The organism is Nocardia brasiliensis (assembly GCF_042691675.1).
Lineage (GTDB): Bacteria > Actinomycetota > Actinomycetes > Mycobacteriales > Mycobacteriaceae > Nocardia > Nocardia brasiliensis_D.
In genome coordinates, this window is record NZ_CP170507.1 from 1,420,007 (window position 1) to 1,436,517 (window position 16,511).

At 68.4% G+C, this 16,511-nt stretch carries 15 protein-coding genes; 9 read left to right on the forward strand and 6 right to left on the reverse strand.

Annotated elements, in window-relative coordinates:
* Nucleotides 1–142: 142 nt before the first annotated feature.
* The gene (gene upp / locus ACFK0J_RS06600; protein WP_378737494.1) at nucleotides 143–766 is read left to right on the forward strand and encodes a uracil phosphoribosyltransferase; all 624 of its coding nucleotides are present in this window, start codon (nucleotides 143–145) and stop codon (nucleotides 764–766) included.
* Between the two features lie 7 nt (nucleotides 767–773).
* Here the strand turns inward: upp and ACFK0J_RS06605 are convergent, their stop codons facing one another.
* The 4 genes from ACFK0J_RS06605 to ACFK0J_RS06620 all read right to left on the reverse strand — a co-directional run bounded on the left by ACFK0J_RS06605 (nucleotide 774) and on the right by ACFK0J_RS06620 (nucleotide 4,565).
* Complete coding sequence (locus ACFK0J_RS06605) at nucleotides 774–998, reverse strand: hypothetical protein (protein WP_378737496.1); 225 nt, start codon at nucleotides 996–998, stop codon at nucleotides 774–776.
* Between the two features lie 21 nt (nucleotides 999–1,019).
* Nucleotides 1,020–2,516, reverse strand: a complete 1,497-nt coding sequence (locus ACFK0J_RS06610; protein WP_378737498.1) for a phospho-sugar mutase — start codon at nucleotides 2,514–2,516, stop codon at nucleotides 1,020–1,022.
* Complete coding sequence (locus tag ACFK0J_RS06615; RefSeq protein ID WP_218474196.1) at nucleotides 2,517–3,296, reverse strand: purine-nucleoside phosphorylase; 780 nt, start codon at nucleotides 3,294–3,296, stop codon at nucleotides 2,517–2,519.
* A gap of 84 nt (nucleotides 3,297–3,380) precedes the next feature.
* The gene (locus ACFK0J_RS06620) at nucleotides 3,381–4,565 is read right to left on the reverse strand and encodes an FAD-dependent monooxygenase (RefSeq protein ID WP_378737500.1); all 1,185 of its coding nucleotides are present in this window, start codon (nucleotides 4,563–4,565) and stop codon (nucleotides 3,381–3,383) included.
* Nucleotides 4,566–4,647: 82 nt separating this feature from the next.
* Between ACFK0J_RS06620 and ACFK0J_RS06625 the strand changes: the two genes are divergently transcribed.
* The 4 genes from ACFK0J_RS06625 to ACFK0J_RS06640 all read left to right on the forward strand — a co-directional run bounded on the left by ACFK0J_RS06625 (nucleotide 4,648) and on the right by ACFK0J_RS06640 (nucleotide 8,873).
* Nucleotides 4,648–5,382 (forward strand): TetR/AcrR family transcriptional regulator, encoded by a 735-nt coding sequence (locus ACFK0J_RS06625; protein WP_378737502.1) that lies wholly within the window; start codon nucleotides 4,648–4,650, stop codon nucleotides 5,380–5,382.
* Between the two features lie 56 nt (nucleotides 5,383–5,438).
* Nucleotides 5,439–6,143 (forward strand): enoyl-CoA hydratase-related protein, encoded by a 705-nt coding sequence (locus tag ACFK0J_RS06630; protein ID WP_378737504.1) that lies wholly within the window; start codon nucleotides 5,439–5,441, stop codon nucleotides 6,141–6,143.
* Nucleotides 6,144–6,346: 203 nt separating this feature from the next.
* Nucleotides 6,347–7,519 (forward strand): M20 family metallopeptidase, encoded by a 1,173-nt coding sequence (locus ACFK0J_RS06635; protein ID WP_378742671.1) that lies wholly within the window; start codon nucleotides 6,347–6,349, stop codon nucleotides 7,517–7,519.
* Nucleotides 7,520–7,724: 205 nt separating this feature from the next.
* Nucleotides 7,725–8,873: a M20 family metallopeptidase gene (locus ACFK0J_RS06640; RefSeq protein WP_378742673.1), complete on the forward strand. Its 1,149-nt coding sequence runs from the start codon at nucleotides 7,725–7,727 to the stop codon at nucleotides 8,871–8,873.
* Between the two features lie 83 nt (nucleotides 8,874–8,956).
* Here the strand turns inward: ACFK0J_RS06640 and ACFK0J_RS06645 are convergent, their stop codons facing one another.
* Nucleotides 8,957–9,430 carry a gamma-glutamylcyclotransferase gene (locus ACFK0J_RS06645; RefSeq protein WP_378737506.1) on the reverse strand — a complete coding sequence of 158 codons (474 nt, stop codon included), beginning with the start codon at nucleotides 9,428–9,430 and terminating at the stop codon, nucleotides 8,957–8,959.
* A 212-nt stretch (nucleotides 9,431–9,642) separates the two neighbouring features.
* On the opposite strand from ACFK0J_RS06645, the gene ACFK0J_RS06650 reads away from it, so the two are divergent.
* From ACFK0J_RS06650 to ACFK0J_RS06665, 4 genes are all read left to right on the forward strand, one after another.
* The gene (locus ACFK0J_RS06650) at nucleotides 9,643–11,046 is read left to right on the forward strand and encodes an NAD(P)H-quinone dehydrogenase (RefSeq protein WP_218474201.1); all 1,404 of its coding nucleotides are present in this window, start codon (nucleotides 9,643–9,645) and stop codon (nucleotides 11,044–11,046) included.
* 252 nt (nucleotides 11,047–11,298) lie between these two features.
* Nucleotides 11,299–12,348 (forward strand): hypothetical protein, encoded by a 1,050-nt coding sequence (locus ACFK0J_RS06655; RefSeq protein WP_378737508.1) that lies wholly within the window; start codon nucleotides 11,299–11,301, stop codon nucleotides 12,346–12,348.
* A 231-nt stretch (nucleotides 12,349–12,579) separates the two neighbouring features.
* On the forward strand, nucleotides 12,580–13,464 hold the full coding sequence (locus tag ACFK0J_RS06660) for a hypothetical protein (RefSeq protein WP_378737510.1): 885 nt from the start codon (nucleotides 12,580–12,582) through the stop codon (nucleotides 13,462–13,464).
* Between the two features lie 59 nt (nucleotides 13,465–13,523).
* The gene (locus ACFK0J_RS06665; protein ID WP_378737512.1) at nucleotides 13,524–14,699 is read left to right on the forward strand and encodes a PLP-dependent aminotransferase family protein; all 1,176 of its coding nucleotides are present in this window, start codon (nucleotides 13,524–13,526) and stop codon (nucleotides 14,697–14,699) included.
* A gap of 152 nt (nucleotides 14,700–14,851) precedes the next feature.
* Here ACFK0J_RS06665 and glpK read toward each other — a convergent pair whose 3' ends face one another.
* Nucleotides 14,852–16,351, reverse strand: coding sequence for a glycerol kinase GlpK (gene glpK, locus ACFK0J_RS06670; RefSeq protein ID WP_378737514.1), 1,500 nt, complete (start codon nucleotides 16,349–16,351; stop codon nucleotides 14,852–14,854).
* Nucleotides 16,352–16,511 lie beyond the last annotated feature (160 nt).

Sequence of the window (16,511 nt, forward strand, 5' to 3'; positions counted from 1 at the left end):
GCTTCCCCCATCTGTTGTTCCCAGGCAGAGTACGTCATTCACTTGGTTCGACGCGCGCTCTTCCCGATCGGTTCCACCGATGCGAAAAAACTTTCGGGTGGAGCTTCGGCGGCGGACCCACTGGTGACTTTATCGTTCCCTCATGCGTACTCACACCGTGGACCATCCACTCGCCGCCGCCCTGCTGACCACGATGCGAGACGCGCGGACCGACAACTCGGCCTTCCGCACCGCATTACGCGATCTCACCAGGATCCTCATCTACGAGGCACTGCGCGGTGCGCCGGTGCGGCATTTCGAGATCGCGACACCGGTCGCCCTCGCCGAGGGCGCGCGCCTGGCGCAGCCGCCGCTGCTGGTTCCGGTCCTCCGGGCGGGCCTCGGCATGGTCGACGTGGCCGCCGAGCTGATCCCCGACGCCAGGATCGGCTTCGTCGGCATCGCCCGCGACGAGGACTCCCACCAGCCGGTCCCGTATATGGAGTCGCTGCCCGACGACTTGGCCGGGCTACCCGTCTACGTGCTGGACCCGATGCTGGCGACCGGCGGCTCGATGCGCCATACCCTCGAACTCCTCGTCGCCCGCGGCGCCACCGACATCACCGCGGTCTGCGTCGTCGCCGCGCCCGAAGGGGTCGCGGCCCTGGCCGATTCGGGCCATCCGGTGCGACTGATCACGGCCGCGATCGACGCGGGCTTGAACGAGAACGCCTACATCGTCCCCGGTCTCGGCGACGCGGGTGACCGCCAGTTCGGCCCGCGCTGAGCCGACCTCACTGATCCTGCGCCCGGGTGAACAGCTCTAGGTGGAAGCAGTCCTGACATCGGAAGGCGTCGACCAGCCAGTGCGCGCGGCCGGCCCGCTTCGCGCCCCAGAAGCCGATTTCCAGCGGACCCTCGACCCAGCGGGCGTGGCCGCGGGAGCTGTCGCCGGAGTCCTCGATGAAGCCGGGCATCATGCCCTCGCTGCCGCAGTGAGTACAGTGCATCGCCGTCATTACATGATGATGCCTGGGCGGTCACAGCCCCTGGCAGTATTCGCGCAATGCGGAAAGACGTTGTCCCGCAGTTGTCCTGGCGGCGGGCAGGTCGGCGGGCCCGGCGACCGGCGTCAGCACCTCGAGATAGCACTTGAGTTTCGGCTCGGTGCCGGACGGGCGGACCACGATGCGCGCCGTGGCGCCCTCGAAAATGAGTGCGTCGGTGCGCATTCGGCCGCGCACCTGGAGCTGGTCGGTGTACTTGACCGGCTCGCCCGCGATCTCGTCCGGCGGATTCGCGCGCAGCCGGGCCACCACGTCCGCGGCGGCCGCCGCGGAGTCCAGCCGCAGCGACACCTGATCGGTGCTGTGCAGCCCGAATTCGACCGCGTACGCATCGAGTTCGTCGGTCAGGGTGCGGCCCGCCGACTTCAGCCGGGCGACCAGGTCGGCGGTGAGCACCGCGGCCGAGATGCCGTCCTTGTCGCGGACCGTGGCCGGGTCGACGCAGTGGCCGATCGCCTCTTCGTAGGCATAGACCAGGCCGTCGCCCGCGCGGGCCAGCCATTTGAAACCGGTGAGGGTTTCCGCGTAACGGGCACCGCGCGCGGCGGCGAGCGCGGACAGCAGCCGCGACGACACGATCGTGGTGGCCACCAGCGCGTCCGGCGGGGCGGTACGCAACACGCAGTCGCCGAGCAGCACGCCGGTCTCGTCTCCGCGCAGCATCCGCCAGGTGTTGTCCGGTAACGGAATTCCCACGGCACAGCGGTCCGCGTCGGGATCGAGCGCGATCGCCACGTCGGCGCCGACCCGGGTGGCCAAGGCCAGCAACAGGTCGGTCGCGCCCGGCTCCTCCGGGTTCGGGAACGCGACGGTGCGGAAGTCGGGGTCTGGCTCGAACTGCTCCTCGACCACGTGGACGTCGGTGAATCCCGCCGCGGCGAGCGCTTTCACGACCAGGTCACCGCCGACGCCGTGCAGCGGCGTCAGCGCGATCCGGATGGCGGCGCGCGCACCGGGACCGCCGATCACCGAGGGCAGCGAGGACACCCGGTTCAGGTAGCGCTGCACCAGGTCGTCGTCCGCCGGGGTGACCGGCGTGCGGGCGACCGGTTCGGTGACGGCCTCGATGCAGCGTTCGATCTCGGTGTCGGCGGGGGCCAGCAGCTGCGAGCCACCGTCGAGGTAGACCTTGTATCCGTTGTCGGTGGCCGGATTGTGAGACGCGGTGATCTGCACACCGGCCACCGCGCCGAGCTCACGGACCGCGTACGCGACCACCGGCGTCGGCAATGGGCGGGGCAGCAGCGTCACCGGAAAACCCGCGGCGGCAAAGATTTCCGCCGTCGCCGTGGCGAATTCGGCGGAGCCGTGCCGCGCGTCGCGGCCGACGACCACCGCGCCGCCGCCGAGGCAGCGCCCGCGCAACCAGTCCACGATTCCGGCGGTGGCTCTGGTCACCGTCGCCACGTTCATGCCGTCCGGGCCGTCTTGCAGCGGGCCGCGCAGGCCGGCGGTGCCGAAGCGCAGCATCTACACCCGTTCCAGCACGCCGCGCAGCAGCTTGCCCAATCGCGGTGCGGCGGCATGACCTTCGGCGAGCACCTCGGCGTGCGACAGATGCGCGCCGGTGACGCCCGCGGCCAGGTTGGTGACCAGCGAGATGCCGAGTACCCGAGCGCCGAGCGCGCGACAGGCGATCGCCTCCAGCACCGTCGACATGCCGACCAGATCGGCGCCCATGGTGCGCAGCATCCGGATCTCGGCCGGTGTCTCGTATTGCGGCCCGGTCAGGCCCGCGTACACGCCCTCGGTCAGGCCGGGGTCGATTTCCTTTGCCAGGGCGCGCAATTCGGGATCCCAGGCATCGACCAGGTCGACGAAGGTCGCCCCGGTCAGCGGGGTGCGGCCGGTGAGGTTCAGGTGGTCGTTGATCAGCACCGGCTCGCCGACGGCGAGGCCATCCCGGATACCGCCCGCGGCATTGGTCAGCAGCACGATTTCGGCGCCCGCCGCGACGGCCGCGGCGACCGGGTGCACCACATCGGCGGGCTGGTAGCCCTCGTACAGGTGCTGGCGGCCCATCAGCAGCAGCGTGGGTGTGTCACCGACGGCGACCGAATGGACCATGCCGCCGTGCCCCTGCGCGCTCGGCGTGCCGAACCCCGGTAACTCCGGCATCGGCACCGACGCGACCGGCGTACCGATCTCCGCGGCCGCCTCCTGCCAGCCCGAGCCGAGCACCACCGCAACCCGGTGACGCGGCACTCCAGTACGTTCGGCGATCGCCTCGGCGGCCTGTTCGGCAAGCATGATCGCCACGATAGTCCCGTCGGAAGCGCCGTGCCGGTGTGGTCGGCCAACTCGCAGGTCGGCCCACTCGGCCGCGAGTGCGGTTCAGTGAGCCGCGGATGCCATGGCGGGTGGTGTCCAGCCGTAGAGCGAATCGGTGAATCGGGCGCCCGCTCCCGGCGGCGTGCATCGTGCGACGAAGTCGCGGATCAGGGCGGTGCCAGGGTGACTACCTTGCAGTGCTCGCCCCATTCGACCCGAGGTCCGGGCGAGCCGCTGGGTGCGCGGCCGACGAGTTGAGTCGTATGCGTCGAGGCCCGCGGCGACCCCGTGCCGATCGATCGCGGCGGCCAACACCACCGCGTCCTCGATGGCCAGGCCCGCGCCTTGGCCGATGTCCGGTGTGATCGCGTGGGCGGCGTCGCCTAGGAAGGCGATCGGTCCCCGAATGAAACTCGGCAGTGCGGCGTGGAGGTAGTAGACATCGTGTCGCAGTACTGCCGTCGGTGGTGTCGCGGCGAGCACGTCGGGAATCGGGTCGGACCAAGCATCGGCGTGTGCGATGAGGTGAGCCACATCGGGTACGTCTCGGGCGGCCTCGCCCGAAGTTTCCAAGGCGTACCAGTAGATTTGTCCGTTTCGCAGTGGCGTGACGCCGATCCGCAGGCCCTCGCCCCAGGTCTCGGTCAACACCTCCGCGACACGCAGCGGCGCGGCATCGGCCGCGGGCACTATGCCGCGCCACGCGACGTACCCCGCATGTCGCGGACCGGGATAGTCGGGAAAAACGGTGGCGCGCAACGGACTATGCACCCCATCGGCGGCGACCACGAGATCGGCGGACAGTGCGCGCAATCCGTCCGGGCCCCGCAGCGTGACCGTCGCGGTGGCCCCATCGGGGCAGACGCTGATCGCCCGATGCCCGGTGTGCACCCGCACCTGGTCCAGCGATTCGACCAACAGCCGGTGCAGATCGCCCCGGTGCAGCGAATACAGGCCGCCGCCGTACTTGGTGGCGAGTTCGGCGGCATCGATGCGCAGCACGCGGTGACCCGAGCGCAGTCGGGCTTCGAGGCCGTCCAGCCGCCGACCGTGCGTCTCCAGCGCGGCGTCCAGTCCCAGGCAGCGCAGCGCCGCGACCGCGTTCGGTGCCAGGGTGAGGCCCGATCCCGCAGGTCCGGCGTCCATTGATCTTTCGTAGACGTCCACCTCCCATCCGTGGTGCCCCAACGCTTTAGCGGCGGTCAGTCCGCCGATTCCGGCCCCGATGACGATGGCCTTACCAGGCATATCGATTCCCTTCATACCAAGTTAGAGACAATCCCTTGGGTTAGACCCTCTAACATTCGCTAGAGTATGTAACATCGAACGCGTGACGAGCAAGGGGACGATCAACGCACAGGCAACCAACCGCCGTGACCGAGTACGGCAAGCCACCATGGGCGAGATCCGGGATACCGCCCGTCGGCTGTTGCTGGAGAACGGAGCGCAGGCGGTGACCATCAACGCCATCGCGCGTGAGATGGGTATGAGCGGGCCCGCGCTGTACCGCTACTACCCGCGACACGAAGTACTGGTCCAAGCCATCACCGCGGACTTCTACGACGAACTGACCGCGGCGGTCGCTGCGGCCCGCGACACCCATTCCGGTGCGGGCGAGTCGGTTCGATTGCTCGCCATGTGCCGGGCCATGCGGGCCTGGGCGGTGGCGCACCCGGCGGAGTTCGGCTGGTTGTTCGCCACGCCATCCACCACGCTCGCGCCCGATTCGTTGAGCTATCAGAGCGCGCTCGGCTTCGAAGCGGTCTTCCGGAACGAGGTCGCCGCGCTGTGGCTGCGGCGGCCCTTCGCCGTACCGGATCTCGCGGCGCTGGATCCCTCGCTGCGTGAACAATTGACCACCTACTCGCGAGGCATCGACGGACAGTTGCCGCCGGAAGCGGCGCACGTGTTCCTGAAGAGCTGGATTCGGCTCTACGGCCTGCTGTGCATGGAAGTGCTCCGGCAGCTCGACTTCGCGTTCAGCGATCTCACCCCCGTTTTCGAGGAGTTCTTGCGCGAGTTCAGCGCGGACCTCGGCCTGGACTACACCCCGGAGGAGCGATGATCGGGGATTGCTACCCACCAGTAGGGGTATCGGCGCGGGCCGGATATTCTGCACGCATGCCGTATCTGGAACGTGAAGGGGAAGTGTTCGTCGTCCACCTCGGAAACGAGGGACAGACGGACAGCGAGAACCGCTTCCACCCGGACTGGATCGATGAGTTCCACGGTCTGCTGGACAAGGTGGAGAGCTCGGAGGGGCCCGCCGCGCTGGTCACCGTGGCGACCGGGAAGTTCTACAGCAACGGCCTCGACACCGACTGGCTGTTCGGCAACCTGGACAAGATGCACGGCTACCTGGACCGCGTGCACTCGCTCTACACCCGGTTGCTGCAGTTCCCGATGCCGACGGTCGCCGCGATCAACGGGCACGCCTTCGGTGCGGGCGCGATGCTGGCCACCTCGCACGATTTCCGGGTGATGCGCGCCGACCGCGGCTTCTACTGCCTGCCCGAAGTGCACCTCGGTATGCCGTTCACCATCGGCATGAACGCCCTGCTGACCGAGCGGCTGTCCAACCAGGTCTGCGTGCAGGCGATGACCACCGGCTACCGCTACCCGGCCGACGAGGCGATCGCCGCGGGCATCGTCGACGCCAAGGCCGACGCGGAATCGTTGCTGGCGACTGCCGTGGCCAGGGCCGCGGCACTGGCGAGCAACCGCAAGCCGAATCTGCCGGTCATCAAGCGCGCACTGCACGCCAACGCGCTGGCCGGTCTGGCCGTGCGGACGACTGCGGAAAACCTCGCTTTCGCGGCCGGATAATCGCCATCGCGACCGCTGTGTCGACGCGCTGACCTGCGCAAATATCGGATAGTGCGGCACGGGTAGGTCGTCCGCGGTGGTTGCCCGAAGAGATATGGGCTGCGCTCGGTGTGCGACACAGTGCAACACTGTGTGCCATGCCACCACCGCGCAGCGGGCACCAGGGATCGCGCAACGACTATGACGTCGCGCGCACTGATGCCATGCAGCTGTCGGACGCGGCGATCAAGGCCGCCTGCGACGAGCTGATCGACCTTTCGCACTCCATCCACGCCGAGCCGGAGCTCGCTTTCGAGGAGACCCGCAGCGTCGCCAAGACCATCGCGCCGCTCGCCGAGCGTGGCTTCGAGATCGAGACCGGCGTGGCCGAGCTGCCGACCGCGTTCCGCGCCAGCTTCGGCAGCGGCCCGCTCACCGTCGGCATCTGCGCTGAGTACGACGCCCTGCCCGGCATGGGACATGCCTGCGGGCACAACATCATTGCCGCGTCGGCCGTCGGCACCGCGCTCGGCCTCGCCGAGGTCGCCGATGCCCTCGGACTGACCGTGCTGGTGCTCGGCACCCCGGCCGAGGAGAGCGGCGGCGGCAAAGTGCTGATGCTGGAGCGCGGCATCTTCGACGACGTGGCGATGGCGATGATGGTGCACCCCGGCCCGCTCGACATCGTCGGCGCGCGGTCGCTGGCCATGGCCGATCTGTCGATCGTCTTCCACGGCCGCGAGGCGCATGCCAGCGCCGCCCCGGAACTGGGTCGCAACGCGGGCGACGCGGTCACCGTCAGTCAGGTAGCTCTCGGGTTGCTGCGGCAGCATCTCCAGCCTGGCCAGCAACTTCACGGTATAGTCGGCGATGGTGGCGTAGCCCCCAACATCGTGCCCGGACGTGCGGAACTGCTGTATTACCTACGCGCAGTCGACTCCGCATCTCTCGACAATCTGATGCGACGAGCGTCGGCGTGTTTCGAGGCGGGCGCCCTTGCGACCGGCTGCACCCAGGAAATACGGACTGTCGCGCCGACATATACCGAGCTGACACCCGATCCGGCGTTACTGTTTGCCTATCGCGAGCAGATAACCGGATTGGGGCGAGTGCCGATCGCACCCGAGCTCGAGGCACAGCGGCCGCTCGGGAGTACGGACATGGGCAACGTCACCAACGTCATTCCGGGCATCCACCCGGTTATCGGCATTGATGCCGGAGGTGCGGTGACGCACCAGCCAGACTTCGCCGCGGCGAGTGTCAACGCCTCGGCGGATCGTGCGGTGGTCGATGGTGCGCTGGCACTCGCGCGTACCGCGATCACCGCTGCCAGCGATGAAGAACAAAGGGACAGGTTGTTGCAACGGCTCGTTCAACGACAGGAGGACTTTCAGTGAGGGAGCGCAGCGAGCGAACCGGGGGCTCAGTGCGCCCAGTGCGCACGGCGGAGCCGAGCGACAGCGAGGCGCAGCCGTGAGCACTATCGGCCGTTCGGCGGAGCGGGCGACGGGCACGGAAGCGGGTGCGTGCGCACTCGCGGAGGGCCCGGACATCGTCGCATTGTCGGACACCGTGGGAACGGGGAACACCGTGGGAACGGGATTGGGATCGGTCGAGGGCTGGCTGGCCGAGCACGCGGCCGACCTCGTCCAGTGGCGTCGGCACATCCACGCCAACCCGGAACTTTCTCGCACCGAGTTCGCCACCACCGAGTTCGTCTCGTCCTGGTTGATCAAGGCGGGCCTGACGCCGCAGCCACTGCCCGGCGGTACCGGCCTGATCTGTGACATCGGGCCGGAGGGCCCGCGCATCGGCTTGCGCGCCGACATGGACGCGCTCCCGCTGCAGGAGTTCACCGGTCTGAGCTTCGCCTCCACCGTGCCCGGCGTCTCGCACGCCTGCGGCCACGACGCGCACACCACCATCCTGCTCGGCACCGCGCTCGCGCTGGCCGAGGTGCCCGAGCTGCCGGTCGGCGTGCGGCTGGTGTTCCAGCCCGCCGAGGAGGTCATGCCGGGCGGGGCGATCGACGTGGTCGCCACCGGCGCGATGGAGGGTGTGGAGCGGATCTTCGCGCTGCACTGCGACCCGCGCCTGGAGGTGGGCCGGGTCGGCATCCGTGTCGGCGCGATCACCTCGGCCGCCGACACGGTCGAACTGGTCCTCGACTCGCCGGGCGGGCACACCTCGCGCCCGCATCTCACCAGCGACCTGGTCTACGCCATCGGTACCGTGATCACCGGCCTGCCCGGCTTGCTGAGTCGTCGCATCGACCCGCGTACCAGCACCGTGATGGTGTGGGGTGCGGTGAGTGCGGGCAAGGCGCCCAACGCGATTCCGCAGACCGGCATGCTCACCGGCACCGTCCGCACCGGCGATCACGCGACCTGGTCGCTGCTGGAGCCGATGGTGCGCGAGATCGTCGACGGCCTGCTCGCCCCGACCGGCGTGCGGTACCAGCTGAACTACCGTCGCGGCGTGCCGCCGGTGGTCAACGACGAACAGTCCACCCGGATGTTCGAGGACGCGATCCGCAAGATCGGCCCGGACGCGCTGGCCGACACCATGCAATCCGGTGGCGGCGAAGACTTCTCGTGGTACCTGGAAGAGGTGCCGGGCGCGATGGCGCGGCTCGGTGTCTGGTCCGGACACGGCGAGCAGCTGGATCTGCATCAGCCGACCTTCGACCTCGACGAGCGGGCGCTCGCGGTGGGCGTGCGGGTGCTGACCAATATCGTGCTGAACGCTTAGGGCGCTTGCGAGCGCGAATGCGCGAGGCCGCTTAGAGCGCTTGCGACGTGGCCGACCCTCGGGTCGGCCACGTCGTCCGTTTGTCAGCCGAAGTTCCCCGGCCCGACGTTGCGACTGTTGCGGGTGCGCAGGGAATGTACGTATTCCTCTGGCGCACCGGCCTTTTCGGCCGCATCGGCGATCACGCCGATATAGCGCGCCGAGGGCAACCCGCCCTCGTAGGCATCGAGCACGTACAGCCAGGCCAGTGTCGGATCGGCGGTGCTCTCACTGCGAGTGACGCGCAGCCGGATCTTCTTGTGGATGCCGAAGTCCGAGCCCTCCCAGCGGTCCAGGCGCTGCTCGTCTTCCGGCGACACGTCGTAGAGCACGACGAAGACCCGCGAGCCGGGCTCCTCGACCACCGTCGCCAGCGGCCCTTCCCAGCCGATGTCGTCGCCGGCGAACGTGAGCCGCCAGCCCTCCAACCAGCCCGTTCCGGACATAGGCGAGTGCGGACAGCGCTCGAGCATCTGGGTTGAGTCCATGTTGGACCCATAGGCGGCGTAGATCGGCACCAGCAAAGGGTAGCCAATAACATCCCGGGATCGACTCTATCCCGGCCAGATGCGGTATTCCTGTGGCGCGTTCCGGGCGCGGCGACCCTCTGGACCCGCATCGCGTAGCGATTCCGTGGGGGGTGGTGGCCGGGCGGCGGGTGCGCCTGCCTCGCCCGATAACGTTGACAGGTACCGGAGATCCCGGTGCGCAACCAAGAGCGGAGGTATCAATGACCCGCATAGCGATCATCGGTGGCGGACCGGCCGGTTACGAGGCGGCGCTGGTGGCGGCCCAGCACGGTGCGTCGGTGACGCTGATCGATAGCGACGGCATCGGCGGGGCTTGTGTGCTCTGGGATTGTGTCCCTTCGAAGACCTTCATCGCCTCCACCGGCGTGCGCACCGACCTGCGCCGCGCTCGGGATCTGGGGATCACGCTCGATCCGAATCAGGCGACCGTGCAACTGGCCGAGGTGAACGGCCGCGTCAAGGCGCTGGCGTTGGCGCAGTCCTCCGACATCCGGTCCAAGTTGCAGACCGTCGGGGTGACCGTGCTGGCGGGTCGCGCGGAGCTGACCGACGCGTCCAGCGGCCTTGCCGCGCACCAGGTGCTGGCCAAGCTGGCCGACGGCACCGAGACGACCATCGAGGCCGAGGTTGTGTTGATCGCCACTGGTGCGAGCCCGCGCGTGTTGCCCGGTGCCGAGCCGGACGGTGAGCGCATCCTGAACTGGCGCCAGCTCTACGACCTGGAAGAGCTGCCGGAGACCCTGGTGGTGGTCGGTTCCGGTGTCACCGGCGCCGAATTCGTCTCCGCCTATACCGAAATGGGTGTGCGGGTGCGGCTGGTCTCCAGTCGCGACCGGGTGCTGCCCGGCGAGGACGCCGACGCGGCCCTGGTGCTGGAGGACGCGCTGGCCGAGCGCGGTGTCGAGCTGGTGAAGCACGCCCGTGCGGACGCGGTGGAGCGCACCGCCGAGGGTGTCGTCGTCAAGCTGTCCGACGGCCGGACCGTCGCCGGGTCGCATGCCCTGATGACTGTCGGCTCGACGCCCAATACCGACGGGCTCGGCCTGGAGCGGGTCGGTATCGAACTCGACCGCGGCGGTTACCTGCGGGTGGACCGGGTCTCGCGGACCTCCGTGCCCGGCATCTACGCGGCGGGCGACTGCACCGGCCTGCTGCCGCTGGCCTCGGTGGCCGCGATGCAGGGCCGCATCGCGATGTACCACGCGCTCGGCGAGGGCGTCAGCCCGATCCGGTTGAAGACGGTCGCGTCCGCGGTGTTCACCCGCCCGGAGATCGCCACCGTCGGCGTGAGCCAGACCGCGATCGACAACGGCGAGACGCCCGCGCGCACGGTGATGCTGCCGCTCAATACCAACCCGCGAGCCAAGATGTCGGGCCTGCGCAGGGGTTTCGTGAAGATTTTCTGTCGCCCCGCGACCGGCGTGGTGATCGGCGGCGTGGTAGTGGCCCCGATCGCGTCGGAGCTCATTTTGCCGATCGCCCTTGCGGTGCAGAACAACCTGACCGTCAACGACCTGGCCCAGACCTTCTCGGTGTACCCGTCGCTGACCGGCTCGGTGACCGAAGCGGCACGTCAGTTGATGCGGCACGACGACCTGGATTGAATGGTCTTGCGGTTCAGCGAGGTTCGTGCTGCCGGAAGAGTTTCATTCACATTGCCCATCAGGCCTACATATGGTTCACTTCCCGCAGAGATGCGATCGGCGGGCGGTCGCGTGGTTCGGTGTTCGGGGGGATGGATCTTTTCCCAGTCGAAACGTCGAATGACCTTCGCGTCGTTCGACGAACCGGGCGTCTCGACAGAGACAACTGTGTGCGACCGAACCAGGTCGCACCCGGGAAAGGGAATGCGAAAAGTGAAACATCGTAAGCCGAGTCGGGCGCAGCGAGCGATGGCGAGTTCCTCGTTGCCACTGGCCACCGCGGCCGCTGTGGCCACTCTCTTCGCGGCACCGGCGGGGGCTCAGCCGACCACACCACCGCCAGCACCGCCTACGCCGGCGCCGTCACAGCCCGGAGTGAACGAGGCGCCGCCGAGTCCGGAAACCACCCAGCCGGATCCGAACAAGCCGACCGTGCCCAACACGCCGACCGTGCCCCCGTCGCCCAGCCAGCCCGGTGTCACCACGCCGGACCCGAACCAGGTCATGCCGAATCCGCAGCAGGATCCGAAGCTGCCCCAGCCGACTCAGCCGGGTGTCACCACCCCGCGCGTCGCGCCGCTGCCGGTGCCGGGTCAGTCGGATCAGCCCGCGGTCATGCCGGACGCGCCCGCCGACCAGCAGCAGCCAGGCGGCCAGCAGCAGCCGGGCGATCAGCAGCCCGCCCAGCCCGGCACCACGCCGCCGAGCACGCAGACCACGCCGAGGGACGAGAACACCCAGGCGCAGCAGCCGGAGACCTTGGTCCAGCCACAGCAGCAACCGCGCTGGCAGGCCCCGCAACTGCAGGCCGCCCCGCCGGCTCCGGTCGTCGAAATGACCGGCCCGCACCAGGAAATCGGTGCGAACATCGACGGTGGCACGTTGTTGCCCGGCTATGTGGCCAACACGCACCACTTCAACAACGAGTCGGGTTATGTCGGCACCATCGGCTACCGCACGCCGGCCGGTCAGGGTGAGGCCGGTGTGTCGGTCGAGTACGTCGACACCAACACCGTCAAGGTCACCACCTACACCGGTGGCGTCGGCCTGGCCGACAACAAGACGATCTCCGTCTTCGACACCACCCAGGCCAACCTGGCCAAGGCGGCGGTCGAGAACTGGATCAAGGAACAGCCGGGCGGTGCCGCGGCACTCGAAGCGGCGGCGCAGGTTAAGCTTCCGCTTCAGCCGGGCGACCTCGCTCCGCAGACAGTCGAAGTAGGCGGTGTCACCACCCAGTGGGGTGGTTCACTCCAGTACTGACACCGGCTGGAGCTTACTGACACCGGCTGGAGCTTTTTCGACGGGTGGGGCGGTCGTTCGCGACCGCCCCACACGTGTGTCCTGGGGAAAGGATTGGGTGTGAACTCCGAGGGTGATCGTAGGGAGAACGAATCCGACGACCAGTCCGCGTCGGATTTCGGCCCCCCGGTGGGCGAATTCGGCCCGCCTGTCTCAGAATTCGGTCCGCCCGTCTCGGAATTCGGTCCGCCGATGGGTGATACCGGCCCGCGCTGGCCGGTGCCGGAGCAGACGGCCGACCATCCCGAACTGGTGTGGCGGCCCGCGGCCGAACCAGAGCCGACACCGCCGCCGGGAGCGCAGTACCGGGCACCCGATTCGACGGTCTTCCCCGGGCCCCCGTCCGCCGCGCGGCCGGGACCGGCGCAGCCACGAGTGCCGTCCGCCGAGCAGGTCACGCCGCCGCCCGCCGACGCCGACAAGGACTCGTGGTGGACCCGCCCGACGGACACCGGCAGCGTGCCCAAACCGCCGCCCTTGGCCGCGTCGGGACTGTCCTGGGCGGACGATCCGATCGCGCAGCGGCTGGCACCCACGGCTCCGGTCGCCGCGCCGCCGCAGCGGTCCGGTTCGCACAAGGGCCGCAATGTGATCGCGGGCGTGCTGGCCGTGGTCATCCTGGTCGGGCTCACGGTGACGGTCATCATGGTGTCCAGGAACAGCGGCGGCGACAATCCGGCGCCGCCCGCCACGACCACCGCGGCGCTGAGCTGTCCAACCACCAGGGACAGCAAGGTCACCATCGGCAACGGCAGCGGCGACACCGCCAGCGGGCCCGGCGCGATCCTCGGCTTCCAGTACGCCTTCTACGTCGAGCGCAGCGGTGAGCGCGCCCGGAGATTCGTTGCCGACGACGCGTTCAATGTGTCCACCGCGGCGAACATCCAGAAGGGCATCGACGAGGAAATCCCCGTCGGCACCCTGCATTGCCTGCGGATCCTCGAAGTGACGCCGGGGTCCTACGAGGTCGATCTGCAGGAGTTCCGGCCCGACGGGACAAAACGGCTCTACAAGCAGATCATCACCACCGTGGAGCGGGACGGCAAGCACCTGCTGTACTCCATCAACGATCGCTGACGTCTCAGAATCTGGGATATTGGTTTCATATATTGGTAGCGGTATGCAAAAGTGAAGTCATGTCGGCGACCTTTCCGCCGCTGGCGGGCAAGCTCGGTGGCCTGCGCAGCTCGGCGATCCGTGACCTGTTGAAACTCACCGCGCGGCCGGAGGTGATCGGCCTGGCCGGTGGGTTGCCGGACGCCGAGCTGATGCCGCGCGAGCGGTTCGCCGTGGCGGCCGACCGCGCGTTGCGCGGGACCGGATGTCTGCAGTACACCGAATCGCGCGGCTGGGCACCGCTGCGGGCAGTGCTCGCGGAGCGGGAGTCGGTGCGGCTCGGGCGTTCAGTCGACGTCGCCGAGGTGTTCGTGACGCACGGTTCGCAGCAGGCGCTGTCGCTACTGGCCGAGGTGCTGCTGGATCCCGGCGCGCTGGTGGTGGTCGAGGATCCGGCGTATGTCGGTGCGCTGCAAGTCTTCCGGGCCGCGGGTGCGCGCATCGTCGCGGTGCCGCTGGACGGCGCGGGCATGCGCGTCGACGTGCTGAAGGATCTGCTGGCGCGTGGTGAGCGGCCCGCCCTCGTGCACACGGTGAGCAACTTCCACAATCCGGGCGGGGTGACGCAGAGCCCGGCGCGCCGCCGGGAGCTCGCCGAACTTGCTGCCGCCCATGGGTTCTGGGTGATCGAGGACGATCCGTACGGTGAACTGTGGTTCGACCGCCCCGCCCCCGAACCGGTGGCGACATACTCGCCCAACGTAATCCGGCTCTCCAGTGCCTCGAAGATCATCTCGCCGACGCTGCGGGTGGGCTGGATGGTGGCACCCGATCCTGTTTGCCGCGCCGTCGAGTTGCTGAAACAGGGTGCTGACCTGTGTGGTTCGGCGCTCACCCAGCAGATCGCGACCGAACTGCTCGCCGACGAAACCTGGCTGACCAGCCATGTCGATACCGTCCGCCATGCCTACGGCCAGCGCGCCAAAGCCCTTGTGCACGCGCTGCGTACCCGTTTCGGCGACCGGGTGCGCTGTACCGACGCCACCGGCGGCATGTTCGTCTGGGTCGATTTCACCGACGGCACCGACACCGAACTCCTGCTACCCGCCGCGCTGGAGGCGGGAGTCGCCTATGTGCCCGGCTCCGCGTTCGCCGTCGAGGACGGCTACCGGCACTCGATGCGCCTGTGCTTCACCACCTCCGACGCCGCAACCCTGACCACGGCCGTGGACCGATTGGCCCGTGCCGCAGGGTAGTGCGCCGCGGCCACCGGCGCGCGCGGATTGCGCGCCCGGCGGCCGTGGCCGACGGGTCAGTCGTCGTTGATACCCGGCCGCAGGTAGTTCGCGACCTGCCACATGTACCCGCCGCCGGAGCGAGCACAGCTCGCGGCCTCCCCGGTACCGGGTCAGTCGGCCCAGTTGTAGGTGCGTTCGACGGCCTTGTTCCATGCCTTCAGGTGTTCGTCGCGATCCGCGTCGGACATCGTCGGCTCCCAGGTCTTGTCGGCAGCCCAGTTCTCCCGGATCTCGTCGGTGCCGGACCAGTAGTCGACCGCGAGCCCGGCGGCGTAGGCGGCGCCGAGCGCGGTGGTCTCGTTGACCATCGGACGCACCACGGGTGCGTCGAGGATGTCGGATTGGAATTGCATGAGCAGGTCGTTGCCGACCATGCCACCGTCCACCTTCAGAGTGGTCAGTTCCAGGTCCATCTGCTCGGATTCGGCGTCGGCGCGCATGGCCTCGACCACCTCGTAGGTTTGAAAAGCGGTGGACTCCAGCACCGCTCGCGCCAGATGTGCCTTGTTCACATACCGGGTGAGCCCGGCGATGACGCCGCGCGCGTCCGGCCGCCAGCGCGGCGCGAACAGCCCGGAGAAGGCGGGCACGATGTAGGCGCCGCCGTTGTCCTCGACACTGCTGGCCAGCGGCTCGATCTCGTCCGCCGACGAGATGATGCCGAGATTGTCCCGGAACCATTGCACCAGTGAGCCGGTGACCGCGATCGAACCCTCCAGGGCGTACACGGCAGGCTCGTCGCCGAGTTGATAGCAGACGGTGGTGAGCAGCCCGTGCTTGCTGACCACCGGCGTGGTGCCGGTGTTGAGCAGCATGAAATTGCCGGTGCCGTAGGTGTTCTTCGCTTCACCGGGGGACAGGCAGGCCTGGCCGAAGGTGGCGGCCTGCTGGTCGCCGAGGATGCCCGCGACCGGAATCCCCTGCAGCGGACCCGAGGTGATTTCCGCGTACACCTCGGAGGAACTGCGGATCTCGGGCAGCATCGACTCCGGCACACCGAATTCCGCGCAGATCTCCGAATCCCATTGCCGGGTCTGGAGATCCATCAGCATGGTGCGCGAGGCATTGGTCACGTCGGTGATGTGCTCGCCGGTGAGGTTCCACAGCACCCAGCTGTCCATGGTGCCGAAACACAGCTCGCCCGCCTCGGCGCGTTTGCGCGCACCGTCGACGTTGTCCAGGATCCAGCGCAGTTTGGGCCCGGCGAAGTAGGTGGACAGCGGCAGCCCGGTGCGCTCCTGGTAGCGGGTCGGGCCGATGTCGCCACCGAGTTCGGTGGTCAGCCGGTCGGTGCGGGTGTCCTGCCACACGATGGCGTGGTGAATCGGCTTGCCGCTGGCGCGATCCCACACCACCGTGGTCTCGCGCTGGTTGGTCACGCCGACCGCGGCGATATCGTCGCTGCCGAGCTTTTGCTGTTTCAGCACCTCACTCAGCACGAATTCGGTGTTCTTCCAGATGGTTTCGGCATCGTGCTCGACCCAGCCCCGGCGTGGGAAAATCTGTTCGTGTTCCCGCTGGGCCACGCCGACGACGCGCCCCTGCCGATCGAAGACGATGCAACGACTCGAGGTCGTGCCTTGGTCGATGGCGGCCACATAGCGACGCATTCGTGCAGGTTACTAAACACGGCGCGCGCTGTGTCCGATTGCGGCCCTCGCGGGTCCCTTCGTTATCCGCGCGGCCAGGGGTGGGCGGGCATCACATCGCCGTCCGCGTGCCAGAGGATTAGTGTTGGCATTGGTTACCGACAAGTAGCGCTCGGCGACA